Annotated in this window: 22 protein-coding genes; 6 read left to right on the plus strand and 16 right to left on the minus strand. The window is 31.2% G+C overall.

Annotation, left to right across the window (positions count from 1 at the left end; translation table 11 throughout):
* Window positions 1-224: hypothetical protein (locus ACZIYX_RS10935; protein ID WP_462682274.1), on the plus strand; the 224-nt coding region annotated here is incomplete at its 5' end.
* Window positions 225-274: 50 nt separating this feature from the next.
* Here ACZIYX_RS10935 and ACZIYX_RS10940 read toward each other — a convergent pair.
* The 8 genes from ACZIYX_RS10940 to ACZIYX_RS10975 all read right to left on the minus strand — a co-directional run bounded on the left by ACZIYX_RS10940 (window position 275) and on the right by ACZIYX_RS10975 (window position 8,953).
* Window positions 275-847, minus strand: a complete 573-nt coding sequence (locus ACZIYX_RS10940) for a hypothetical protein (RefSeq protein WP_462682275.1) — start codon at window positions 845-847, stop codon at window positions 275-277.
* 314 nt (window positions 848-1,161) lie between these two features.
* Window positions 1,162-1,773 carry a class I SAM-dependent methyltransferase gene (locus tag ACZIYX_RS10945; RefSeq protein ID WP_462682276.1) on the minus strand — a complete coding sequence of 204 codons (612 nt, stop codon included), beginning with the start codon at window positions 1,771-1,773 and terminating at the stop codon, window positions 1,162-1,164.
* Window positions 1,774-1,952: 179 nt separating this feature from the next.
* Entirely contained in the window at window positions 1,953-2,810 is an 858-nt protein-coding gene (locus ACZIYX_RS10950; protein ID WP_462682277.1) for an AraC family transcriptional regulator, read from the minus strand.
* A 277-nt stretch (window positions 2,811-3,087) separates the two neighbouring features.
* Entirely contained in the window at window positions 3,088-3,807 is a 720-nt protein-coding gene (locus ACZIYX_RS10955) for a DUF4369 domain-containing protein (protein WP_462682278.1), read from the minus strand.
* A gap of 93 nt (window positions 3,808-3,900) precedes the next feature.
* A complete protein-coding gene (locus ACZIYX_RS10960) occupies window positions 3,901-5,205 on the minus strand; it encodes a DUF819 family protein (RefSeq protein ID WP_462682279.1) in 1,305 nt (434 codons plus the stop codon).
* Window positions 5,206-5,285: 80 nt separating this feature from the next.
* Window positions 5,286-7,181 carry a M61 family metallopeptidase gene (locus tag ACZIYX_RS10965; RefSeq protein ID WP_462682280.1) on the minus strand — a complete coding sequence of 632 codons (1,896 nt, stop codon included), beginning with the start codon at window positions 7,179-7,181 and terminating at the stop codon, window positions 5,286-5,288.
* On the minus strand, window positions 7,168-7,989 hold the full coding sequence (locus tag ACZIYX_RS10970) for a Cof-type HAD-IIB family hydrolase (RefSeq protein WP_462682281.1): 822 nt from the start codon (window positions 7,987-7,989) through the stop codon (window positions 7,168-7,170). The genes ACZIYX_RS10965 and ACZIYX_RS10970 overlap by 14 nt, the downstream gene beginning before the upstream one ends.
* Window positions 7,990-8,029: 40 nt before the next feature.
* Window positions 8,030-8,953 carry an alpha/beta hydrolase gene (locus tag ACZIYX_RS10975; RefSeq protein ID WP_462682282.1) on the minus strand — a complete coding sequence of 308 codons (924 nt, stop codon included), beginning with the start codon at window positions 8,951-8,953 and terminating at the stop codon, window positions 8,030-8,032.
* Between the two features lie 269 nt (window positions 8,954-9,222).
* Between ACZIYX_RS10975 and ACZIYX_RS10980 the strand changes: the two genes are divergently transcribed.
* The gene (locus ACZIYX_RS10980) at window positions 9,223-10,005 is read left to right on the plus strand and encodes a S1/P1 nuclease (RefSeq protein ID WP_462682283.1); all 783 of its coding nucleotides are present in this window, start codon (window positions 9,223-9,225) and stop codon (window positions 10,003-10,005) included.
* A gap of 3 nt (window positions 10,006-10,008) precedes the next feature.
* Here ACZIYX_RS10980 and ACZIYX_RS10985 read toward each other — a convergent pair whose 3' ends face one another.
* The gene (locus ACZIYX_RS10985; protein WP_462682284.1) at window positions 10,009-10,869 is read right to left on the minus strand and encodes a helix-turn-helix domain-containing protein; all 861 of its coding nucleotides are present in this window, start codon (window positions 10,867-10,869) and stop codon (window positions 10,009-10,011) included.
* 206 nt (window positions 10,870-11,075) lie between these two features.
* Here ACZIYX_RS10985 and ACZIYX_RS10990 point away from each other — a divergent pair, with 206 nt between their 5' ends.
* Entirely contained in the window at window positions 11,076-11,492 is a 417-nt protein-coding gene (locus tag ACZIYX_RS10990) for a hypothetical protein (RefSeq protein WP_462682285.1), read from the plus strand.
* Between the two features lie 223 nt (window positions 11,493-11,715).
* On the opposite strand, the gene ACZIYX_RS10995 is transcribed toward ACZIYX_RS10990, so the two are convergent.
* Window positions 11,716-12,177: a hypothetical protein gene (locus ACZIYX_RS10995; RefSeq protein ID WP_462682286.1), complete on the minus strand. Its 462-nt coding sequence runs from the start codon at window positions 12,175-12,177 to the stop codon at window positions 11,716-11,718.
* A 174-nt stretch (window positions 12,178-12,351) separates the two neighbouring features.
* Between ACZIYX_RS10995 and ACZIYX_RS11000 the strand changes: the two genes are divergently transcribed.
* Together ACZIYX_RS11000 and ACZIYX_RS11005 are read left to right on the plus strand one after the other, a co-directional pair.
* Window positions 12,352-13,413: a M12 family metallopeptidase gene (locus ACZIYX_RS11000; RefSeq protein WP_462682287.1), complete on the plus strand. Its 1,062-nt coding sequence runs from the start codon at window positions 12,352-12,354 to the stop codon at window positions 13,411-13,413.
* Between the two features lie 289 nt (window positions 13,414-13,702).
* On the plus strand, window positions 13,703-16,015 hold the full coding sequence (locus tag ACZIYX_RS11005) for a S9 family peptidase (RefSeq protein ID WP_462682288.1): 2,313 nt from the start codon (window positions 13,703-13,705) through the stop codon (window positions 16,013-16,015).
* A gap of 63 nt (window positions 16,016-16,078) precedes the next feature.
* Here ACZIYX_RS11005 and ACZIYX_RS11010 read toward each other — a convergent pair whose 3' ends face one another.
* From ACZIYX_RS11010 to htpG, 5 genes are all read right to left on the minus strand, one after another.
* Entirely contained in the window at window positions 16,079-16,684 is a 606-nt protein-coding gene (locus tag ACZIYX_RS11010) for a MarR family winged helix-turn-helix transcriptional regulator (RefSeq protein ID WP_462682289.1), read from the minus strand.
* Window positions 16,685-16,751: 67 nt separating this feature from the next.
* The gene (locus ACZIYX_RS11015) at window positions 16,752-17,018 is read right to left on the minus strand and encodes a DUF2024 family protein (RefSeq protein ID WP_462682290.1); all 267 of its coding nucleotides are present in this window, start codon (window positions 17,016-17,018) and stop codon (window positions 16,752-16,754) included.
* A 29-nt stretch (window positions 17,019-17,047) separates the two neighbouring features.
* Window positions 17,048-17,773, minus strand: a complete 726-nt coding sequence (locus ACZIYX_RS11020) for a hypothetical protein (RefSeq protein WP_462682291.1) — start codon at window positions 17,771-17,773, stop codon at window positions 17,048-17,050.
* A 186-nt stretch (window positions 17,774-17,959) separates the two neighbouring features.
* The gene (locus ACZIYX_RS11025; RefSeq protein ID WP_462682292.1) at window positions 17,960-18,193 is read right to left on the minus strand and encodes a thioredoxin family protein; all 234 of its coding nucleotides are present in this window, start codon (window positions 18,191-18,193) and stop codon (window positions 17,960-17,962) included.
* Between the two features lie 338 nt (window positions 18,194-18,531).
* Window positions 18,532-20,418: a molecular chaperone HtpG gene (gene htpG, locus ACZIYX_RS11030; protein WP_462682293.1), complete on the minus strand. Its 1,887-nt coding sequence runs from the start codon at window positions 20,416-20,418 to the stop codon at window positions 18,532-18,534.
* 964 nt (window positions 20,419-21,382) lie between these two features.
* Between htpG and ACZIYX_RS11035 the strand changes: the two genes are divergently transcribed.
* Window positions 21,383-22,390, plus strand: a complete 1,008-nt coding sequence (locus ACZIYX_RS11035) for a 3-oxoacyl-ACP synthase III family protein (RefSeq protein ID WP_462682294.1) — start codon at window positions 21,383-21,385, stop codon at window positions 22,388-22,390.
* Between the two features lie 264 nt (window positions 22,391-22,654).
* On the opposite strand, the gene ACZIYX_RS11040 is transcribed toward ACZIYX_RS11035, so the two are convergent.
* Window positions 22,655-25,075, minus strand: coding sequence for a TonB-dependent receptor (locus ACZIYX_RS11040; RefSeq protein ID WP_462682295.1), 2,421 nt, complete (start codon window positions 25,073-25,075; stop codon window positions 22,655-22,657).
* Between the last annotated feature and the right edge of the window lie 259 nt (window positions 25,076-25,334).

The raw sequence follows: 25,334 nt of genomic DNA on the forward strand, positions 1-25,334 counted from the left end.
CCTACTGCATAAAAAAGCGTCCTTCAATCCTACTTTTTACCAATCCAATTAGAAAATTTTGTCTGCGTGACTTTTTGAAATTAAACCTAACGTCTCGTATAAGAAACGTAGGGCAGGTGATAAGCGATACGTTTAATATTGGTACTAAGCCAAATATAAATATTTTGCTTTTATCTTTTTTCTCAATAAACGACAAATTTTATAGTTGGCGACTTGGCAAATAAACACAGACCTTTTGATTAAGCCCAAAAGCCCTATTTTTTCTTATACCTTGTTACCAACTGTGTTTTCTTTTAGGTATTTTGTGTTTAATTAAAACTACTTCCTTTTCAATAACTTCTATAGTATCCGGAATTTCAGGTACTTTTCCAGATTCTTTTATTTTTTTCGCATTTTCCTCAAACCTTCTTTCCCATTCTAATATATCGGTTAGATTTCTTATGTGTTCGACTTCAATGTTTATTAGCGAATATTTTGAATCAATTTTTAATTCTGCTCTTCGTTTTAAATCTTTTAGAATTAATTCTGCACTTTTTACTTTAGAATATCTTGATATTGTTCCCAAATCAATTTTATAAATACTATCTCCATATATGGATATATATTGAAATTTAGCTAAAGAAACAGTTGGTTTTAATAACCTTCCATTTATTTTTAATTCAACATTTTCTTTTTTTCCAACATAGTAAATTTTGGACAAGTTAGTAGTGTCAGATTTTATGTCTTTTTTCTTTTCCGCAATATTAGTTCTTATTTTTTCTTTAACTTCTGGTTTTAATATTTTCCATTTTAAAGCAATCCGAGACTTTTTAATATTTACAGTGTCAGTTATTTTTTCGTATTTCACGCTAATGTCAGATTCAGATATTAGTCTATAGTCAGATTCTTGACTATATAGTTCAAATCCAAAGATCAACAATAATATTAGAGTGAGTTTTTGCATAGTTGGTAACAATAGAGTATGTGTACTGGTACACATACATCCATTATATTTATTACAAATCTAGCAGATTTCTAATTGATTTAAAATTATTTACGGCAACTTGCGTGTATGTTTTTATTGTTTTTGTGTTACTATATTGTAAAAGGGTTTGTGTATATTGGATGCTTTGTGTTATTTCCTGAAAAAGAATGGTAAAGGAATGCCTTAATAAATAGGTGCTATTTTTTTCTTCCTATAAATCTAATTACAGAACCTTTTCCGATATGATATTTGCCTTCATTTAAAAGAATTTCTTCTTCTTTTAATAGTAGAGTATCATAGTTCTTAAAGTCATTAATTATTTCTGCTTCAGAAAAAAGCGTATCCAGATCTTTTGGACCTCCTACTTTTGGATTTCGCTTATTGTAGTTTATATGATTTTTACTAAACCCTTCTAAAATGACTACTCCTCCTGGTTTGAGATAGGTATTTAATTTTTTATGAAATATTGCCTTTTTTTCTGCAGGAAAGTGTGCATATATAAGTCCGATTGCATCAAAGGTTTCTTTTTCATATTGTAATAGATCTAAATCTTCAACAATATAGTGTATAGAAACATTATTTTCTTTAGCAAGTTGTAATGCTTTATTTTTACCTTCAATACTAATATCAAAAGCATCTACTTTCCAACCTAATTGAGCTGCAAATACCCCATTGCGACCTTCTCCATCGGCAGGCATTAATATAGACCCTGGGTCAAGTTTTAAAAGCCATTCTTTAAAAAAAATATTAGGTTCTTTACCATAAGCAAATTCTACATCTCTATATCTGTCGTCCCATTTTTGATTCATAGTTAATTATAGTTTATATAATACCATTTACACTTTGAATTTACCGCAATAAAAAATAGTCGATTTTTCTTCTATAGTAAATTCAAAGTACAATAGGTATAAGTTTATTTTTTACTTGCTACCAAAAGTAGGTTTTATAGTAGTTTTTATAACAGGACAAAAGCTTAGTTATATAGGACTTATTTAAAATTATGTCTAAATGCCTCGGGAGTATATCCAGTATGTTTTTTAAAAAATCTAATAAAATAGGAAACATCTTCATAACCTAAGTGGTATGCTATTTGAATAACCTGACTGGTAGTAGCAATAAGATGTCTTTTGGCTTCTAAAATGATATATTCATTAATTAGTTCCGAACACGTTTTGCCTAATGTTGATTTAAGAATTGTGTTAAGCTGATAGTTAGAAAGGTTTAGCATATTGGCATATTCAGAAACTTGTTTATGTTTGTGTATATGTATTTCTAAAAGTTCTAAAAAATGCTGCAGACGCTCTTGTGCGGGTGTATTATTATTGTTTGCTTGTGTTTTACTGTCCTGCCTAATGAGTTCTGTACACAAAATGATTAGATTTGCTTTAATAATATCTATATATCCTTTGTTTTTATTGGTGTACTCTTTAAAAATATAAGTTAATATTGAAAATATTTTTTTAAATCTATTGCTATCTAATACATAAAGATCTGTAGCACTGGCTTTACGTAATAAATGTTTGGGTTGACTATTGTTTGGGTAGAAAAAATCTGTTTTAAAACTCATTAGATACCCTTTGCTTCCTGCTTTAAGCATAAGTTGATGTACTTGACCAGGGCGTATAAAAAAGATTGAATTATCAGAAACTGGATACGGTTTAAAATCTATTTCATGATTTCCTGCACCTTTTTTTATAGCTAACATATAAAAAAAATCGTGCCTATGAATTTCTTGGATCATGTCTTTTCCAGAAAGTAAATTTTGAATACGTCTTATCCCAAAGCTTTTAGAAAAACTTAACTCTTTTTGTGTTGCATTAATATATCTTGTAGGAATGTTATCCATTTTAGCATGTATTGCTATTGGTATCGTTTATAGTGTGGTTGTGTTATTTAATACATCCTTTTTTCTATTATTAAATTGAGTAGATAAGAGTATCGAAGATATTTAAAATATAAATATAAAGAGACTTAAGGAAATACGGGGTATGTTATGAAATAATAAATTTTATTCGGGTTAAACGATATAGATAAAATAGAAAGAAACACAGTGTTTTTTTAGAAATTAGTATTCATATTTGAACTAAATTTTGTCAAAAATTACTTTTTAGACACCTTCGTTTTTATTCATTTTTAAGCTCTAACTCTTTACGATCTTTAATGTATTGTATTAATTGCTTACCGTATAATGATTTTTTTACTTTTGGGCTTAATGATTTGGCCACTGTATCCAGATATTTTAAGTTTGCGTCATAAACTTCGTTTATGGTAACATAAGGAGCAACTTCTAGTTTTTTATTATGTATAGCAAAATTAATAGTGTAAAGATATTTTTGGCGCAGAAGATTTTTGTATGCTTTATCATTTTCTATTAATTTTTCTTCATCATTTTGTTTACTGGCTTCAAAATCTTCTTTTATAATTTTAAGGTTTCTTTCGTTAAACCTTTGCAGCATTTTTTTATATTCTTCAAGCTTTTCTTGATTTTTTCCTCCTTTTATTTTTATGTCCTTTTCAAAATCACGAACAGAGGTAGTAATGCTTATTTCTCCCGGTTCTGCAAAAAAATCGATACGGTCATTATATTGCTTTCCATCATCTTTATCCAGGTATAAGTAGTGTATTTCGGGTTCTTGTATGTTGGATACCAGAACAAATTCAGAATCGCCTTCTATTTTTACAGAATCAATATTAATCAATATTGTATCTTGTACTTTTTGTAAGTACACCGTTCCTTTTTTTAATCCTTTAATATTACCTGTAATAGTAACATTTCCTTTTTTGGGAGAACTACAATTGGTTAAAAGAACCATTAAAAACAATAAGGCAGAAAAATACTTCATGTACAATTTTTGATTTTTTATTCGGGACACAAATATGCGAGTTTTATTTTAAATCCGAACATAGATTTTTTATAATCTAATATCCTTTTTCTACTAATTTCCAGAAGCTATTTGCATAAGTATAGTACATAGTATAGCACCATAAGTTCCTATGACGTATCCAAAAACAGCAAGAAGAACACCAACGGTAGCCAGGGATGGATGAAATGCTGCAGCTACAACTGGCGCAGATGCTGCACCACCTATATTTGCTTTACTGCCTACTGCAAGAAAAAAATAAGGTGCCTTTATTAATTTGGCAACTCCAACAAGTAGCAGTACATGGATCGTCATCCAAACCAAACCTATTGCAATAAGCCCGGGGTTTTCAAAAATTTTACTTATATTCATTTTCATTCCTATGGTAGCTACCAGGATATAGATAAAAATACTTCCTAATTTACTGGCTCCGGCCCCTTCGTATTTTTTGGCTTTGGTATAGGATAATAAAATCCCAATTACCGTGGCTATAGTAATCATCCAAAAGAATTTTGATGTAAATGAAGATAGGGCAGAGCTTTTATCATTAAAGATTTCAAAATTATTGGATAGTAAACCAGATATTCCTGATGCTCCCCAATGTGCTATTCCCACAGTGGTAAATGCAATAGAAAGCATGATAATATAATCAGCCAACGATGGGTTTTTTGTGATACTATCTGCATAACTGGATACTTTTTGTTTTAGGGCTTCAATAGCACTATTATCTGCTTTTAACCAACGATCAATTTTATCACTTTTTCCTATCCCCAATAAAAGCACTGCCATCCAGATATTGGCAACTACGATGTCTACTAATACCATACCACCGTATTTTTCGGGATTATATTTATAAATTTCTAACATTGCCGCTTGGTTTGCTCCACCACCAATCCAACTACCCGCCAAAGTAGACAGACCTCTCCAGATAGCATCAAAATCTGACCCACCAACTGTTTCTGGAGAGATTATAGAAATAAGTAAAATAGCAATAGGTCCTCCTATAATAACACCTATAGTACCTGTTAGAAACATTATTAATGCTTTTGGTCCCAGGTTAAAAATGCTTTTAAGATCTATGCTTAATGTCATTAATACCAAGGATGCGGGTAGTAAATATCTACTGGCTATATAGTATACTTTAGAGGATTTTTCTACCAATATACCATCTGCATTTAGTTCTTTCCATTCTGGGGAGATTATTCCTAAAGAGTTAAATATAGCAGGTAAGAGATAGCATAATAATAAAGCGGGCACAAATTTATAGAAGGTTTTCCAGAAGCCTTTTTTTATAGAAGAAGTGTGAAAAACTATTCCTAAACAAAATAATAGAATACCAAAAACAATGGTGTCGTCTGTAAAAAAAGGAATGTTTTCCATTTTGATTTTTTAAATTAATTAAGATAAAGTGCAAAATACATTTAATTTGAATAAGATTAAAGAGCATAGGATTAGAAGTTTTATTCATTAACCCATTTTTTAAACAGCATTTTTTGTCTTTCTGTAGCATTTATGTCTTGTTGCAGTATTGTTTTTTCTACAGTAGGTTTGATTACAGTAGATGTAAGCGCCTTAATTTTATTATTGCGCCTGATCTTAAATGTGATCTCATCTCCAACCTTCCATTTATTAGAATCCCCAAATAGATCGTAGATGTTTTTAAGATTATATTCTTTTTTACCAATGCTTAATAAAACATCTCCTTCTAAAATACCAAGACCTTTTAAAAAACTATTAAAAGGGATGTCTGAGGTAAAAGATACTTCTTTAGAAGCATCAGAACCAGTAACAAAAGGTTGTTGTTCAAAAATAAAATAGGAGGAAGGAACATTTTCTATGGCATAGTGTACCCCTATTTTGTTAAGATAAAATTCATAATCAATAGGGGTGGTTCCCATTACATGTTTTTGTAAAAAAGCACTAACCTCTGGATAAGAAGCCTTTTCTATAGATTTAATGAGTTTATGATCCTCAAAAGGGGTGTTGATTCCATACTCGCTGGATAAGTTTTTGATAAGATCCAATATACCGTATGCCCCCTCACTTTTATCTCTCATAATGATATCTAAGCACATAGATATTAAAGCTCCTTTTTCATAAACATTTCTGTAATTTTCACGATAAGGATCTGTTAATATATTCTTACTCATAGTAGTAAAAGAGAAAGATTCATCGAATGAAGAAGCTGCTTCGATTTTGTCGATTATGCGTTCAAAAAACTGCTTTTTTGTGATAAGCCCTTGCGAAATTTGAAACAATATCGAAAAATATTCTGTGGTTCCTTCATATAACCATAAATGTTCAGACATTTTTGGAGCATTATAATCAAAATTGTGAATTTCTTCAGAATGAAGGGTTAGTGGAGTGACAATATGGAAAAACTCATGAGAAACCACATCTGTAAGTGCTTCATTAAGTTTTTCCTGGGGTAATGATTCTGGTAGTACAACAACAGTAGAGGTGTTATGTTCTAAGGCTCCGTACCCTTGGGCGTCATCAGATTTTGAAGAGGAAAGATATAACAAGATGCTATATTTTTTTGTAGAATTAATCGCTCCCAAAAAACTTTTTTGAGCTCGTATCATGTGTTCTATTTGCGGGGCTAAACTTGAAGCACTATGTGTTGCATTGTTAGAATAAACAGATAATTGTATTTCTATATCATTAACAGAAAAAGAAACAGCTTGCTGATTTGTATACAGGATAGGGTTATCCACAACATCTGCATATCTTTTAAAAAGAAAATAGTCAATATCTGTATTGGATGTAGTAGAGGAGTGTTCAGAAAATATTTCTTCGAGTGATGTTGAAGCTTTTAGAACAGATGGATGTTTGATAAATAATTTATATTCGTTTTGTTTCATACCGGTAAAATATCCTATAAATGCATAAAGGTTTAAAACAAAGTTTTTATCCTTTAAAATATTGGATCCTGTAGGCGAAAAAACGTCATTTTCATCTTCAGAATCAAAGGTGTCGTTTACCCAATATGTGATTTTATGTAGTTGTTTTGCATTATCTATTTTCCAACGGTTATCCCCATGTTTTACCACCTTTAAAAGATTTCCTAGTTTATCAAAAGCTTGAAGGTTTTCGAGATATTTTCCGTAATTGTTATTTTGGTAAGTCCCGGGAACAATTTTTGGCATATAATAACTTATGGTGTCTACATCCAGATCAGGGACGTTAATTTCTATTTTAACTTTGTCTTCCACAATGTTAACAAGATCCATAGAAACACTAATAGGAGAGGTGTTTGTAGTAGTTATTTGTTGTGTAGTTTTGCAGCCAATCATTACATTGAACATTACAAAAGCAAATACTAATCCAGTTATTATATTATTATTTTTTTGCACAGTTTAAAATATTTTTTTTAATGTATATGGCTACTCCATCCTCTTTTCCTGCCAGGGTTATAATATCTGCTATTTGCAAAACTTCTGGTTTGGCATTTGCTACAGCTACACCTGTGCCCACTGCTTTAAGCATATCTATATCGTTGTAATTATCTCCAAAGGCGATCGCTTTAGAAATTGGAATTTTAAAATGCATAGTAAGCAGTAGATTTATTGCTGTTAGTTTTGAAATATTTTTGTGGGCAATTTCTATATAAGTGGGTTTAGAGCGATATAAGTGTAATATGTCCCCAAAATAGTTTTCTAAAAAAGCATAAGCTTTATCTATATAATATTCTTCGCCCATGCACATAATTTTATGAGCTCCTTTATGGTTTGCTCTCCAGTCATGGATAACTTCTTGTATTGGTTTGACCACCGGGTTTACTTTGGTGTTATTGGCTTCTCTGTTGGCCCAAAAATCCATTTCAGGAACAAACCAGTCGTTATCGTGATATAAGCTGATATGAAATTTTTGATCTTTATTAAAAGCCTTAAGTTTTTCTATAATATCCACTGGTATAAAAGTAGAATGTACAGGTTTTTGATCTACCAGAACTAGTCCGCCATTATAGCATATCAGGGGTTGATCCAGGATATCTAGTTTTTTTTGTAAATGATACATTGCACCAGGCATTCTTGAAGAGATCAGAACTACAGGGACATTATTTTTTATTCTTTTGATTTCTGAAATGGTAAGCTCAGAAAGCTCTCTGTCAGGATTTAAAAGTGTTCCGTCAATATCAGAAAATATAATGCTATCGGGCATTAGGTTTTAAGGGATTTAGATTATATACTTCTTTTAGAAACTATTTATTTACAAAGTTAACAATAGCTGTAATAACTTCGGGGATTATTTTTCTAAAGGGCTCATTATAGGACTTATGATTTTCTAGTCTATTCCCTTTAATTTCTTTTAATATATGGTTCATATCTGGTATAAACAGATATTCTGCAAGGGGAACAGTCTCTTTAAGTTTTTCGCTTTGTTCTGGTTTTACCTGCAGATCTTTACCTCCTTGAATAATTAATATAGGTATTTCTAATTTTGAAATTTCTTCAGAAGGGTCATATTTTATCCAGGATCTCATAAATGGCTGTAGATCGTACCTGAAAATAGATTCTAGGGCTGGGTCATAACCAGTAGCTCTGCCATTTTCTTTTAATTGTTTAAAAGCGGTATAAGCACTTTTATCCAAACCAGGGGCTTGAGTTGCAATTTGGTCAATGATCACTTGATCCAAAGAGTTGGCATTTCCTGCTATAGAAATAAAGCCATTAATATTTTGTCTGGCAGCTATCATGCCAACAAGAGATCCCTGACCATGACCGGCAACAATTATTTTTTTATATTTTTTTGTAAAATATTCTATAGCTGAGGCAGCATCTTTTATAAAATGATCTAAAGAGATTTCGTGCTCCTTGATGCCTAAACCATCCATTTTAAAAAGCCTTTTGTCATATCGAAAAGAAGCAATGCCCTGACGGGCTAATTCGTGAGATAATTGTTTAAAGGTATCATTTTTTGACATTCGGTCATTACCATCCCTGTTAATAGCACCTGCATCCATTATAAAAATAATTAGAGGTACATTATCATCTTCAGAATAAGGAGTTACCAAAGTGCCTTCTATATACTTATTAATTTTGATAATAGCAGAATTATATTCTTTTTCTTGCCCATAACAAAAAAAGGTAATAAAGAGTATAAATAAATAAAATGTACTTTTCATATAGGTTGGGGTGTGCATAATTTGTTTATAATATAGTAAATCATAAGTTATACTAACAAACAGATTTTTTAATTCTTTAGTTTATGGATGATTTCTTTTTTTTTAAATAATATAAGAAATACAAATGAAAGGATAAACCAATAAATCAGACCGCATATTTTGATTAAAATTAATTATTGTTTTATGAGTTCAACTTTCTTTAATTTCATAAATCATTTTAACAAATCACTAACTTACCCTTTTTTATCTTTGTCTCAAAATATAAACAAATGAAACTTAAATACAGTTGGTTATTTATCTTATTGGTTTTTACTATACCCGGATTTTCTATAGAATACGATTGGGGTAAAACAGGACATAGGGTAACAGGACAAATAGCAGAGGCCTATTTAACTAAAAAAGCAAAACGAAATATAAGTAAGTTACTTAACGGAAAAGGATTGGCATTGGTTTCTAATTTTGCCGATGATATTAAAAGCGACAGAGCGTATAAAGAATATAGTTCCTGGCACTATGTTAATTTTCCTTTTGATAAGAAATATGGAGAAGAAAAACCCAGCGAATATGGAGATTTGATAAAAGGAATAGAAAAATGTATAGCAGTATTGAAAGATAAAGAATCCCCTGCAAAGGATAAGGAGTTTTTTTTGAAAATGCTAGTGCATTTTATAGGGGATTTACATCAACCACTTCATGTAGGAAGAGGAGAAGATAAAGGAGGAAATGATATACAAATACGTTGGTTTGATGAAGGATCTAATTTACATAAGGTGTGGGATAGTGAAATGATAGATCATTATGGGATGAGCTATACAGAGATGTCTGTAAATACAGATATAGTATCAAAATCTAAAATTAAAACCATCCAAGAAGGAACTATTTTAGAATGGGTACATGAATCACAACAACTAGCAAAACAGGTGTATGGTTCTGCTAATGCAGGTGAAGAATTGGGGTATAAGTATATGTATACTTATTTTCCAATTGTAAGGACACAGTTACAAACCGGGGGTATACGTCTCGCAAAAATACTAAACGAAATTTTTGGATAAAGTTTAATTATTTATAGCGAGCTCTTTTCGATATTGTTTTGGGGACATTTCAAAGTGCTTTTTAAAAGTTTTTGTAAGATGACTTTCATCGGTATATCCTAATTGATATGCGATTTCAGCAATAGTAAACTCGGTATGTTGTAATCGGTATTCTACCAATTTCATTTTATATTTTGTAACATATTGATGTATAGACTCTCCTGTTTTTCTTTTAAAATAGGTGCTGATAGAACTTTGTGACATGTTGAATTTACTTGCCAAAAAATTGATCTTAGTAAGGTCATTATCATACGCATGTTGCCGGATATGACTTAAAATCATATCAATCTTATTATGGTTTACAGTGGTCTCTTTTTTCTTTGGATTATATTTTTCAGAAATGTTGCGCACAATGATACTTAAAATAGTACTTATTGCATTGGAGATAATTTCCTGATAATATATTTTTTCGTGTTTAAATTCTTCCAGAACCAAATTATGGATATCCCAAATAATATTTCGGTCTTCTTCATGAGCAATAACATCCCCCGGGATAATATTTGGATGATGTAATAACTGTTCTATGCGTTGTAACCAATACTTTCTGTCGGGCAAATTTATTTTACTTGAAAATAAAAGCTCTGTAAATTTAAAATAGGTGAAATCAGTTCTTTTATCTATTTCAAAATGATGTATGTCTTCTGGGGCTAGTAAAAATATATTACTTTCTTTATAAGGAAAACGGATACCATTTATCGTATGATACCCTTCACCTTTTTCGATAAAAATTATCTCAAAATAATTATGGTTATGAGGTTTCACTTCCCATTCATCAACAGAGTATTGATGCACTACAAAGGTCTCATTCAAGGTGTAACGATTCATAAACACTTTTTTAACATTTTAAAGTTACAAAAATAAAATCAATAAAAAAGGATAATTTTGTACAAGTATTTTTTTGTAAAAACATATATAATACTGATAATTAGTTTGTTATATTGTTTTTTTACAAGTTATCTGTAGGTTTTTACAAGAATAAAAATTGATGCAAGTTGTAGATTTGCTCTGCGATATTTAACACAAATCTCCTTATGAGAATTAGATTTTTTATGTACCGGGTTACCAGAATTTTATTTGGAATTTTTTTAATACTAACCAGTATTTATAATGTAATTAAATATCCGTTTTTTTTGGATCGTTTAGATCAGTATTTTAATAATGCAAGAGTATTTGATACCGTTTTTTTAGAAACAATGGCTCCGTTAGTTCCTTTTGAAGAGTTTGCTATCGGAATGTTTTTGTTTATGGGGATATTTATCAGAAAGGTTTTAATAACCAGTATGGTATTATTTTTCTTTTTTGCATTGTTTTTGATGGATGCAGATTATTGGGATCGTGCTTTTTTGCATTTATTGTTTTGCATGGTTGCGATAGTATTATTAATGAAAGATAATCAAGATTCGAATCCTGCGCTTTTAAATAAAAAAAACATCTATTTATATAGGTAACCTCAATATATTATACCAATCGTAATAAAGCCTTAAGGATCAATACCGATTTATGAAGACCTTAGATCAGCTTTCTTATTTATAATCATTAGGTATATGAACAAAAAAAACAAAATTAGTATGCTAATCATTGCTCAAACAGCAATAATTTAGGTTAATGTAAATAGCAGACCTGGTCCTGAAAGGATTTAACAAAAGTTAAAATTAAGTATATACCAACTTATTAAATCTCTGTAGTTTTTTCTTTACCAGTTCTACTAACTGTAAAAACCTTGCTTCGTGTCCTGTTTTTTATGAAATTTACTTTTCTAAAACGAAGAGCTGTCCAATCACTATCAATAGATACTTGTCTTACAGGTTCTAAATCATAATCTCCAAGAACCTCCCATCCATAATCCCGGGTAATTTCGGAAGTATAATTTTTGGAACTCTTTTTGGGATAGGCAAACCAAAGTATAGCATCCCCTATAAGTTTAGGATATATGGTTTCAATACGAGTTTCGATTTGTTTTTTTTCGATAGCAAAAACAAGGGCAAAATCAACTTCGGACACCTGAATTAAAGATTCTTTGACCGTTATACCTTTTAGACAGTCCAGTTCTTTGCAAAATCCCTCAGGCTCATTAAGAACCAATATCTCGTCTAATGTCGAAGGTAATTGTAATTTTTTAAAAAGAGGAGTCATAAGATTATGATTTAGTGAAAAAATGTATCTTTTAAAGATACAAAAAAATAATCATCTTATTTGCTATATATCTGTTAGTTAATCTAAATATGGGTTAAAAAATCATAGATATTTGAACAATAAAAAACAGGATCTTGTAGTTAAGGATACACACAAACTCAAATTATATTAATTATGAAAACAGTTTTTAAAAGCACCTTATTAGGAGCTTTGGCACTCGTTGCATGTACAACATTTATTTCTTGTGAGAAAGAACAATTAGATACCCCTCAGAAAGACTTAAACAACCAGACAATAGTTGAGAAAAAAATTATTGAAGAACTTGCCTACCCTGAAACAACAGGAAAACAAGTAACTATTCAGCTTTATGGCGAATCTGTTGAAGCCGAAAAGATAGGAGACGAATATATCGTAGGAGGAGATATGATATTTACAGAAAACGATATAAAAGCAATAGAAGCAAAAAGTGTAGGTCGCACAGGTAGACGTTGGCCAAATAATACTGTATATTATGAAATACAAAGCAGCTTGCCAAATCAGGCACGGGTTACCGATGCCATTGCACATTGGGAAGCAAATACAAACCTTAGGTTTGTAAAAAGAACAAACCAGTCTGCTTATGTTTATTTTCAAACAGGAAGCGGTTGTTCTTCTGCTGTTGGTCGTAGTGGTGGCAAACAGACGATTAATTTGGCAGATGGATGCTCTACAGGTAGTACAATACACGAAATAGGGCATGCAGTTGGATTATGGCATGAGCAAAGCAGAGCAGATAGAGATCAGTATATTACAATTAATTTTGAAAATATACAGGCAAACAGATCCCATAATTTTCAGACTTATGCGCAACAAGGTCAGGATGGCGATGAATATACCAATTCATTAGATTTTAACTCTATAATGTTATATAGTTCTTATGCATTTTCAAAAAATAACCAACCCACTATCGTAAAAAAAGACGGATCAACCTATAATACACAAAGAAATGGTCTTTCGTCGGGAGATATTGCAGGAATAAAAGTTATGTATCCAGGTGGAGGAACTAACGATATTTGTGATGGAGTATCCCCTTGGTCAAGCTCACAAACCTATCAAACAGGAGATCGCGTTACATATCAAGGATATTTGTTTGAAAGAACATCTGCTAATTGGAAACAAGTAGGGCAATGTGGTTCCTCTTCAAAATCGTTTAGTGGTCAGGATGTACCTGATCTTAATGAAATAGCAAATAATTAATACAGCACTTTTGTGCCAAAAATCAATCCCTTAAGAACAAATTCTTAAGGGATTTTTTATAATGTAAATTATTTATTAACAATGGATTGAAAAATATATTGGCGTATAAAACTCTCATAATATTGTCTTGTTTTTTTGGATCATAAAATCAGGGCAATATATTATGATTACAGAACAAGCAGATAACTTCTTTACTATTTTACCAAAAATTAATGTAACAAAAAGCAGAATCAGGTTACTTACTATTTATAAATACGCTTAATTTATTTAATTAAAATCTCATATACTAATGAAAACAAGTTTATTAAAAGCGAGGGGTGCTTTTTTCCTACTATTGTGTATGTCTTTTGCCCAGTCTTATGGTCAGGAAGTTATAGGAACATGGAAAGGGAAACTATCTGTTCAAGGAGCTGAAATTCCTTTAGCATTTCACATCGAAAAAAAAGACGAAGCATTGATAGCAACAATGGACAGCCCATCGCAAGGAACAACCGGGCTCTCTATGGATACGGTAGCTTTTGAAAACAATCAATTAACTTTAGAATTTAAACAAGCAGGAATTAAATACATAGCAACTGTTGATGCAACAAAGCTTACAGGAACTTTTTATCAAGGCGAAATGAAACTACCACTAGAAATGGAAAAATCTGAAAAAACCATACCTGGTAATCCGGAATTAGTTACCTCAGACTCTACTCTTGTAGAATTAAGTAATTTGGATACAGGAAATTATAAATATTCAGTCGAAGATTATTTTGCAAAACCTAAAGCCAGAACTTTTCTTTTTTCTCCCAATGGAGAATACCTTTCCTACAGAGAGAAAGATGATGATAATAAGAATCACGTATATGTAAAAGAAATTGCTACAGATAAAATCACCCGGGTTATTGAGGAAAAAGAAGAGTTGATCAGAGGGTATGGTTGGGCAAATAATAATCGCTTGGTTTATGTAATGGATAAAGGAGGAAATGAAGATTATCACCTTTTTGCAGCAAATATCGATGGATCTGACCAAAAAGAATTGACTCCTTTTGAAGGAGTTCAAGTAAGTATTCTTGAAGGTTTGAAAGAAGATGAAGACCACATGATTATCTCTATGAACAAGAATAACAAACAAATTTTTGAACCTTATAAAATCAATATAGTTACTGGCGAGATTAAACAATTATTCAAAAACGAAGATGCAGCTAACCCTATTGCAGGATACAACTTTGATAAGGATGGAAACCTACGGGGGTATGTAAAAATTAGAGATGGAGTAAATTTTGACCTGTTTTATGCAAAAGAAGATGGAAAATATGAAATCATTAAGCAACTAAACTGGAAAGATACTTTTTCTATATTAAGATTTGACTATGCTACAGATAATCCTCATGATGCTTATGTGGTTTCTAACCTGGACTCAGACAAGTCTCAGATTTATTTATACGATCTTAAAGAGGATAAAGTAATTAAAAAAGTTTTTTCAAATGACAAATATGATGTATCTAACCTTTCTGTATCCAGAAAAAGAGGGTATGAGTTAGATTATTTTTCATACGAAGGAGAAAAAAGTGTAATTGTACCAGTAAGCGATTACTATAAAAAGTTGCACGCAAAAATCACGACTAAGTTCCCGGATCATCAATATTCTATTGCAGATAAAACAGATGAAGAGGATAAATACCTGATTTTTTTGCAAAGTGATAAACTGTACGGGGTTTATTATTCTTACAATACAAAAACTGATGAATTTAAGTTGTTGTACAATTTGATGCCACAGTTAGTAGAAAATGATATGGTCGAGATGCGCCCTATTAGTTTTAAAAGCAGGGATGGCCTAACTATAAATGGATATATTACTTTACCAAAAGAGGCAGTACAAGGTAAAAAAGTTGCGTTAATTGTAAATCCACATGGAGGACCACAAGGAGTTCGCGATTCTTGGGGATTCAATCCCGAAGCGCAATTGTTTGCCAGTAGGGGGTACGCAACATTACAAGTAAATTTTAGAATATCAGGAGGCTATGGAAAGAAGTTTTTGGAATCAGGATTTAAAGAAATTGGAAGAAAAGCGATGGACGATGTAGAGGATGGGTTAAAGTATGTGATCGATCAAGGTTGGGTCAATAAAGATAAAGTAGCTATTTATGGAGGAAGCCATGGGGGATATGCAGTGTTGAGAGGATTAACCAAAACCCCGGATTTATACACCTGTGGTGTAGATTATGTAGGGGTTTCTAATCTTTTTACTTTTATGAAAACCATTCCTCCTTATTGGAAACCTTATTTAAAAATCATAAAAGAAATATGGTATGATGAAGATGTGGCAGAAGAAAAAGCTATAATGAAAGAGGTGTCCCCGGTATATCAAATAGACAAGATTAAAAAACCACTATTTGTGGTACAAGGAGCAAATGACCCAAGGGTAAATATCGACGAGTCGGATCAGATCGTTAAAGCTTTGCGTGATAAAGGATTTGACGTACCATACATGGTAAGATATGATGAAGGTCATGGTTTTGGTAAAGAAGAAAATTCTATAGCGATGTATAAAACCATGATGGGGTTTTATGCAAAACATTTGAAAGATAAAAAAACAACAAAACCTATAAAAAAATAAACCATACTTTTTGATAAAGTGTAAATACAGTGTGTAAACAGTACTGTATTTACACTTTCAAATTTATAGCCTTTCTTCAAATTCAGCACAATCTAACCTGATATCTGTATCTTTTAAACTGGTTTGTATTAGATTACAATAGTGCTCGTTTTTGTCTTTTGAATAAAATTTACAAGCATAGCAAGTTCTTTGTACCGATAATATGCCAGATTGATTAAGTTTATAAATCAGAGTATTTATGATTTTTAATAAAGATTCTTTTTCTTTGGTATTAAAGTGATGTAATTGATTTTTTATCGGAGCAGCAAAGTTTTCAGTCTCTGAAACTTTTTTGCGTCCTTCCGGAGTTAAGTTTATATAGTAACTTCTACTATCTGATGCGGTTTTATTTTTAAAAATCAGCTCTTTTTTTTCTAATATTTTAACCGCATCACTAATCGTGGGTTTGGTAATATTAAATTCTTTTGCAAGATGGCTTACTGTACATAAGTCTACTTTATGATATGCTATAAAGATTAGAATTTGTATTTGTATAGGGCTTAAGCCTAAAAGTTTTGCATGTTCCCATAACAGAGATCTAAAAACTTCTGAAATACGTTCCAGTCCAATTACAATTTTGCTGTTAACGTCTTTGTGTTGAAATGATATATCAAAAATACTTTTACTCATTTAAAATGCTAATGAGAAATTTTGTTTTCTCATTAGCAAAGTTAGTAATCCTAATTATTTAAAAGCCTTATTCTTGGCAATTTTCTATCTCGATGATTGAATATCCTTTGATTTTAATATCATCAATTATTTCTATAGTTCCTTGTTCGATATGACAAAGTACACACTTGTCAGAAGTAATAGCTTCGACTTTAAAAGGCTTATTACTTAGATAATCTTCTCCAAATTTAAAAACAATAGAACGATCTTTTATAAAATCAGGAACAAGTATATCAAAATGCATTACTATTCCATCATTTCGTTTCACGTAAGTGTCCCAAACTGCTATTTTCATATATTTATTTTGTGTTACTATTTAAAATACTATTTTGATTTTACCGTATATGGCAGAGACAGATCTTTACTTAGTACACTATATACTTTATATACACCAAGCATAGGTTTGTCTTTGATCTCTGTATTTACTTGCATGTATGCAGAGACGGCATCAAATTTAAAATCAGTTTTATTCTGTATTCTGTAATCTGGGATTATAACTTTAATACTGGATTTATTAGTAACAACCTGAAAACCTGGAGAGTCCATATACATAGGCATTCCTGGATTGGTTGGCGGTAATTTTACTGTCGGATCTGTTTTTTTGAATTGTTTTACAGATAATCCTCCTTCTACGCGCTCGTCTTTGTATAAAATAACCCAGTGGGGATGCCATATAATACCATCATTATCATAGATTAGATCACTATTTTCATCCCATAATGGAGTATCATCAAAATCAGGATGTGAGGTTAAAGCCAGAGCAACAATACCTTCTGTATAACTAAATCCAACATCGGTTGGCTGTAATGTAGTAGGAAAAACATAACCTAAAACAGGTGCGCCGTGCAATTTTCCTACAGGGGCAGGAGTGGTTTTTCCAGCTTGTCCTTTTACATGGATTTCCCAGATAGTACTGGCAATGGTTGCATCATGTGTAATAGAGGCTTTTATTATTTGCAGATCGTTATTATTGTATTTTTTACATGTATCACAAGCTAATAGTGTGCTGACTAAGAGAATGAATACTAAAGTTAGAATTATATTTTTCATGTGTTTTTCAATTAAGACTTTACTAACAACTATTTTTTAACAGTTGTTTTAGAATGGTATTAGGATGCTTTTAACCTCTTATTTATAGAGGTATGCTTCGAAAAAAAAATATTTTTGGAAGCATACCTTGTGAGATTGTTAGGAGATTATATGTTATTAGGAATCCTAACTATTTGAGTTAAAAAATTATCCTTTTACATCTGCTATAGATGCACCAAAGTTAATGTGTAGTACATTTCCATCAGGAGTCACCAATGCAGGAACTGATTGTACACCAGCTTGCTCTGCACTTTTAATTTTTGATTGATCTTGCCCTAAATGTATGATCTCTATATTATCAGAACCAATTAGACTAACGATGTCATGTTCTGCGCTAATACATACAGGACAACCTGCGTGATAAAAAATTGATTTATTCATTTTGTAGTATTTATATGTTGATGCAAAATTGCAATACAAATATAGTAAGGATTCCTAACTAAAAAAATATTTTTCTGATTTTTATTTAAAATATGCTAAAATACAAAGTTGCTTTTTTGTCATTTGAAACGATAAAATTTTTGCATAACACTTGTGCTGGATTAAGTTGAAGTATAGCTACAGAAGTTTTTTACAGTCAAGAATGATGAAAAATAACAAAGAATGAGTAAATGTTTTATCATTATTTCAGGATCTATTAGGTATTATATATAAAAAAACCGCTTCAGTGTATGTAACAACGAAGCGGTCTAATAGCTTATTTGGTAGTAATCTAACTACTATTTTATCATTTCGTAACTACGTTTGATAAAATCTGTTAACTCTTCTCCTTTTAATAGATTTTGAGAAAGCCTTGCCAGATCTAAAGATTGTTTTATTAACCGTTCTTTTTTCTTATCTGTTTTGGCATCTTTAATTTGCCCGATCAATTCGTGATTTGTATTTACAATAAGATTATACATTTCTGGCATATTACCAAACATATTCATACCGCCGCCACCTGTTTGCTGCATTTCTTTCATTCTGCGCATAAACTCTGGTTGTGTGATCATAAATGGCGTAGCATTACTGTCCATAGCTTCTAGTTGTACAGTATATTTTTCTTTAGGAACAACTTTTTCAAGATCTGTTTTAAGAATTTCTTTTTCCTCATCAGATAATTTTGATATTGTTTCCTCGTCTTTTTTGATAAGGTTATCTATATGATCTCCATCTACCCGGGCAAAAGAAATATTTTCTTTACTGGTTTCTAATTTTTGAATTAAATGGGAAACGATAGGAGAGTCTAAAAGCAATACTTCGTAGCCTTTATCTTTGGCAGCAGAAATATAAGAGTGTTGTTCATCTTTATTAGATGCGTAAAGAATTACCAGTTTACCATCTTTATCGGTTTGAGAATCTTTAATTTTTTCTTGTAACTCTTCAAAAGTAAAGAAAGAACCATCTACCGTTGGGTAAAGAGCAAATTTGTCTGCTTTTTCAAAGAATTTTTCTTCAGAAAGCATTCCATACTCGATCACGATTTTTATATCATTCCATTTTTGTTCAAAATCTTCTCTATTGTTTTTAAACATAGAGGTTAATTTATCTGCAACTTTTCGAGTAATATAACTAGATATTTTCTTTACATTTCCATCTGCTTGCAGGTAAGAACGAGATACGTTAAGAGGGATATCTGGCGAATCTATCACACCTCTAAGCATAGTAAGAAACTCGGGTACAATACCTTCTACATTATCGGTAACAAATACTTGATTTTGGTATAGTTGTATTCTGTCTTTTTGCATGTTCATATCCTGTCCCATTTTTGGGAAATATAAAATCCCTGTCAGGTTAAAAGGATAATCTACATTAAGATGAATATTAAAAAGAGGTTCTTCGAACTGCATAGGATACAATTCGCGATAAAAGCTCTTATAATCCTGATCTTCTAAATCTGCCGGTTGTTTGGTCCATGCTGGATTAGGGTTGTTTATAATATTATCTACTTCTTGAGTAGGTGCCGGATCTTCTTCTTTAGCATCTTCAGGCTTAGGCAAAGTTTCTGTTTTGGTACCAAATTTAATAGGTACGGGCATAAACTTATTATATTTAACCAATAGCTCACGTATTCTACTTTCTTTAAGAAACTCTTTGTCATCATCCCCAATATGCAAGATTATTTCTGTCCCTCTTTCTGTCTTGTCATGTTTTTCCAGGGTAAAAGTTGGCGAACCATCACAAATCCAATGTGCTGCAGGCTCATCTTTATAAGATTTTGTAATGATTTCTACTTTGCCAGCAACCATAAAAGCAGAATAAAATCCTAAACCAAAATGACCTATAATTCCAGAATCTTTAGCACTGTCCTTATATTTTTCAAGAAATTCTTCAGCTCCGGAGAATGCAATTTGATTAATATATTTTTCAACCTCCTCTGCGGTCATACCAACCCCTTGGTCGATAATATGTAATTGCTTTTTATCCTTATCGATTTTAACCTCGATAATAGGGTTTCCATACTCTACGGTTACTTCGCCGATACTAGTTAGATGTTTTAACTTTAAAGTTGCATCTGTTGCATTAGACACTAATTCTCGTAAGAAAATTTCATGATCAGAATACAAGAATTTTTTAATTAAAGGAAAAATGTTTTCTACAGATACATTAATACTTCCTGTTGCCATTTTTATACGGTTTTAATTTAATTATCTTCTTTTGAAGAATTACTAGTCAAAAAAAATACCAATTAAGGCTACCTGTCAAACTGGCACTTTTTTGCTCAATTAGGTTGTAATTATTAATGATTAAAAGAGGTTAATTATTGATATGCAATAATTTTCATGTTTTCTGAAATATTTTTGACATATTTTTTTGTTTAGTTTTTTGATTCTAAAAATCAACAATCATTACTTTCAGATAAAAATTTAATCCTTTATTTATAGTCTGATTTACTTTGGATTACCTCAAAAACAAAATACATTTTAGGAAACATATCTGGTGAGCCTGCTCCCTCAGGTTATTGGTTTGATAAAGATATGGTTACGAATAAGAAGAAACAGACTATATGATTAGAAGTTAAACAGGGGTAAAAAACTACTCAATCTTATGTTGCAATTCCTAACCTTAGATTTCCTTAATATTATGAATCTTTATTAAGTGCATGTTATAATTATGATGGATTGGCTGGATGGTGTGTACAACTTGATGGGCTTTCAAAAAAAAGATCAGGAACTTTGGGATTTTTTTTGTTTTCAGTTTTTTATGCTTTTACAATAAAAAGTAATTTATGTGCGTTATAATATACTGAAGAACAGTAATTTACATACTAATTTGTTGTATATGCATATATATAGTTAAAGTTTCTTTTATCAAAATATTAAGAATACATATCTTGTGTGATAGTTTTTTAATCCAAATTATGCAATATAACTTTGTTATAAAGACTGAAAATACAGCAAACCTGATATTTATTTTCTTAGTTTTAGCATAGCTGTTTACCCTTAGTATATTAAAGGGGAGCTATGGTTAAACTTAAAATATAGAGTAGCATCAGAATTTATAGTAGTTTCAGGATGTAATAAAGTTCTATTGTTTATTTTAGGTTTAATAAAAGATAAAATAATACTCAATACACAATAAATTAGCTATATGTATACTTCAAAAATATCAGGTTTAGGATCTTATGTCCCCGAAAATATTGTAACCAATGATGATCTTTCTAAAATAATGGACACCAATGATGAATGGATTCAGGAACGAACAGGTATAAAGGAAAGACGTCATATTAAAAAAGGAGATGGTAACAGTACATCTGTAATGGGGGTTAAGGCTGCCAAAATAGCTTTGGAAAGGGCTAACCTTAAGGCAGACGACATAGAGTTAATTATTTTTGCAACGCTTAGTCCGGATATGTATTTTCCGGGAGGAGGTGTACAAGTGCAGGAAATGATGAACATGAAAACAATTCCTGCACTGGATATCCGCAACCAATGCAGTGGTTTTATCTATGCCATATCTGTTGCAGATCAATTTATTAAAACCGGGATGTACAAAAATGTCTTGGTTATAGGAAGTGAAAATCATAGTGGTGGTTTGGATATGACAACCAGAGGCAGAGGGGTTTCTGTTATTTTTGGAGATGGAGCAGGAGCAGCAGTGTTAACCAGAAGCGACGAAGAAGGCAGAGGGGTTTTATCTACCCATTTGCATAGTGAAGGAGCACATGCAAAAGAATTATCTCTGGAAGGACCTAGTACAGAGCATTGGGTACCGGAGATTATTGCAGAAAACCCACAAGAAAATATTCCTTATTATCCATATATGAATGGGCAATTTGTATTTAAAAATGCAGTAGTGCGTTTTTCTGAAGTCATAAATGAAGGTTTGCAAGCCAACAACCTTTCTGCAACCGATATAGATATATTAATACCGCATCAGGCAAATTTAAGAATTTCTCAATTCGTACAAAAAAAGTTTAAGCTATCAGACGACCAGGTATTTAATAATATTCAAAAATATGGTAATACTACAGCAGCTTCTATTCCGATTGCGCTTACAGAAGCATGGGAAAAAGGAAAGATAAAAGAAGGAGATATAGTGGTTTTGGCTGCTTTTGGTAGCGGTTTTACTTGGGGAAGTGCTATTTTAAAATGGTAGCCCAAAACATAAATAAAACAAAAACGCGAAGCATATTGCTTCGCGTTTTTTACGTAATAACTTCTTGGTTACTATTTTTTAAAGGCTAATTCAAATAAACCATAACCATGATTCTATATATACAAACGTTGTAAAATTCATTGTGTTACAGAATCCATTATTTTTTTGCAATTATTTAACTTAAATAAGTTCTTGTCTGTAATTTTTATTAAATTTTACAAGTAAAACAACTTATTGTTGCTATACTATCTTTCCAGAAGTGATTTAAAGTATCCCTCCGCCAGATTTTTCATTATTATCTCTTCGTTTTCTATCCGCTTTTCTGTTTTTTCCACTTCCAAACCTATAGGATAACCCTAAGAAAACAGTTTGGGTTTCGCCTTTAAACTTACCATTTTGAGGATATGGATTATCTCCAGAAAATCGAAATCGCATGGTGTTAAAAATATCGTTAAAGTTAACACTAGCGGTTCCTTTACCTCCCATAAAGCTATATCTGGCACCAGTATTTACAAAATAAAATGGTTTTGTTTTAAATTGAACACCTTCTTGTTCTCCTCTGTAAAAACCAAATACTTGAAAAGTTAAGTTTTTGGTAGCTTTTAAGCTATTATTAATTCTGAAATTATATATAACAGCATCTACCTCTTTGCTTACATTATCTATAATTCCTTTTTGTGTTTGACCATAAAGATCAAAACTAGCATTAAAACCCCACCAATTAGTTAGGTTATAATTACCAGATATTTCTATACCGTATGCAGAATTGTTGTCAAAGTTCCCAAAGGTTAGTATCTGTCCTTCTTCTACATCAGGGTTTTCTATAAGTGTTTGACTAATTTCGTCATTAATTATTCTATAAAAAACACCACTTGTTATAGATCCTTTTTTCAGTTTTCTGGTATAATTAGCTTCGATAGAATTAGTGAATTGAGGATCTAATGAAGGGTTTCCGATCGAAACTATTCTAGGGGTACTCCATTCTCGAATTGGATTAACCTGATTTAATCCGGGTCTGTCAATTCTTCTGCTATAGCTTAATTGGTAACTGTTTTTTTCACCAGGAGTATAGTTTAGATAACCAGAGGGATATACTGTAAAAATATCATCTTCAAATACTTTTTCGCTATTAAAAATTGCTTCAACCTCATAATTTTCTACACGCGCCCCCAGTTGATAAGACCATTTTTCAAAATTTTGACTATAAGTAGCATAAAAAGAATGTATATTTCTATCGTAGGTGTATTTGGAATTTGGAAATAAAGTAGATTGGTATTTATTATTTGTCCTTCTTAACCGGGTTTCATATCCTAGTTCTAACTTCGTTTTTTCAGTTAAAGGATTTATATAATCTAAGTTGATTGTAGTGTTGTTCCTTTCGTTATCAATAATATCTTTGTAGTCTACAAGAGATCCATCGCCTCCTGAAAAATTAAATCTGTCATCATTATCACTGTTAAAATTATTATAATCTACTTCTAATTCGATATTGTGCCCCTCTTTTTTAAAGTTGTGCTTATAATCAAAATTATAAGTAGAACCCAAATTATCACTATCGCTTATCAGACTTTGTGATATATCATTTTGGGTAGGATTCATAAATAAAATATTAGTATTTCCAGAGGTTAGCCCGTCAAATAAATTTTGATTGGTGTATACAGAAATAGTATTGTTGTCATTAATAAAATAATCTAAACCTATTTTAAAAAGGTGCGATTTATTATTGTCTAAAAAACTAAAATTTGTTCTATAATTTTCATCTTCTCTGAATACAAACCCACCGTTTAGTTGTTTTGTAATATTATTGCCGTAGTTACCATAAAAATTGATTTTTCCAGTTCTGTAGTTCAAATCTACAGAACTATTAAATCGTGCATTTTTATCAAAATTAAGCCCCAGGTTAATGTTTCCATTAAAGCCTATATTGCTGTTTTTATGTAATATTATATTTATGATCCCGCTCATTCCTTCGGGGTTGTATTTGGCAGAAGGATTAGTGATTAGTTCTATTTTTTTAATAGAGGTAGAAGGGATTTGTTTTAGCAATTGAGCAGTATCTATATTGGTTGGTTTACCATCAATAAGGATACGAACATTTTGGTTGCCTCTAAGTGCAATATTTCCATCTTGATCTACATTAACAGATGGTATATTGTTCATTATTTCAGAGGCTGTACCCCCGGTTGTAGTTAGATCCTTTCCTATATTAATCACTTTTCGGTCGATTTTTTGCTCTATGGTAGTTCTTTCTGCAACTACAGTTACATCATCCAAAGCTTCTGCTTCTTCTTCTAATGCAATAATACCTGCGTTTACATCTTTATTTTGTTTTGTAATTTCTATAGGCTGAGAATACGTTTTGTAGCCTATAAACTGTACTTTTAAGGTGTAACTTCCATTTGGGATATCAGAGATTATAAAATCCCCATCATCATTGCTTATACCCCCGCTAATAATTTTATTTGCGCTGTCATGAACCACAACTGTTGCGTATGGTATGGGTTGTTGCAAGTTTTTGTCAATAATTTTTCCTTTCAAGGTTCCAACTATAGCCTCATTGCTTGGTTGTGCCGTAAGAAAGAGACAGCATAAGGAAAAAAAGAATAAAATAATTTTTTGATTGATTGTTTTCATTGTAACGTTTATTTGATTGGTGATTGCTATACATTGTACTTGGTATTGCATAATACAAATACACTGTTTTTCCCTAAATATGTATAGCAATTACAGATGTATAATGGTAAGACGAGGATATGTAAATTCTGTTACACTTTATTTTAATTTTAACAAAATATTAAAAAATCAAAAACCGCCCCTATTTTTGTAGAGGCGGTTTTATATAATAACCAAATAGTAACACTAACCATCAACTATGAATAAAATTTGATTATTAAGTAACTAACTAACTAAATTTTATGAATAATCATATCTTTTATAAATAAGA

It is taken from the genome of Aquimarina sp., from assembly GCF_977115655.1.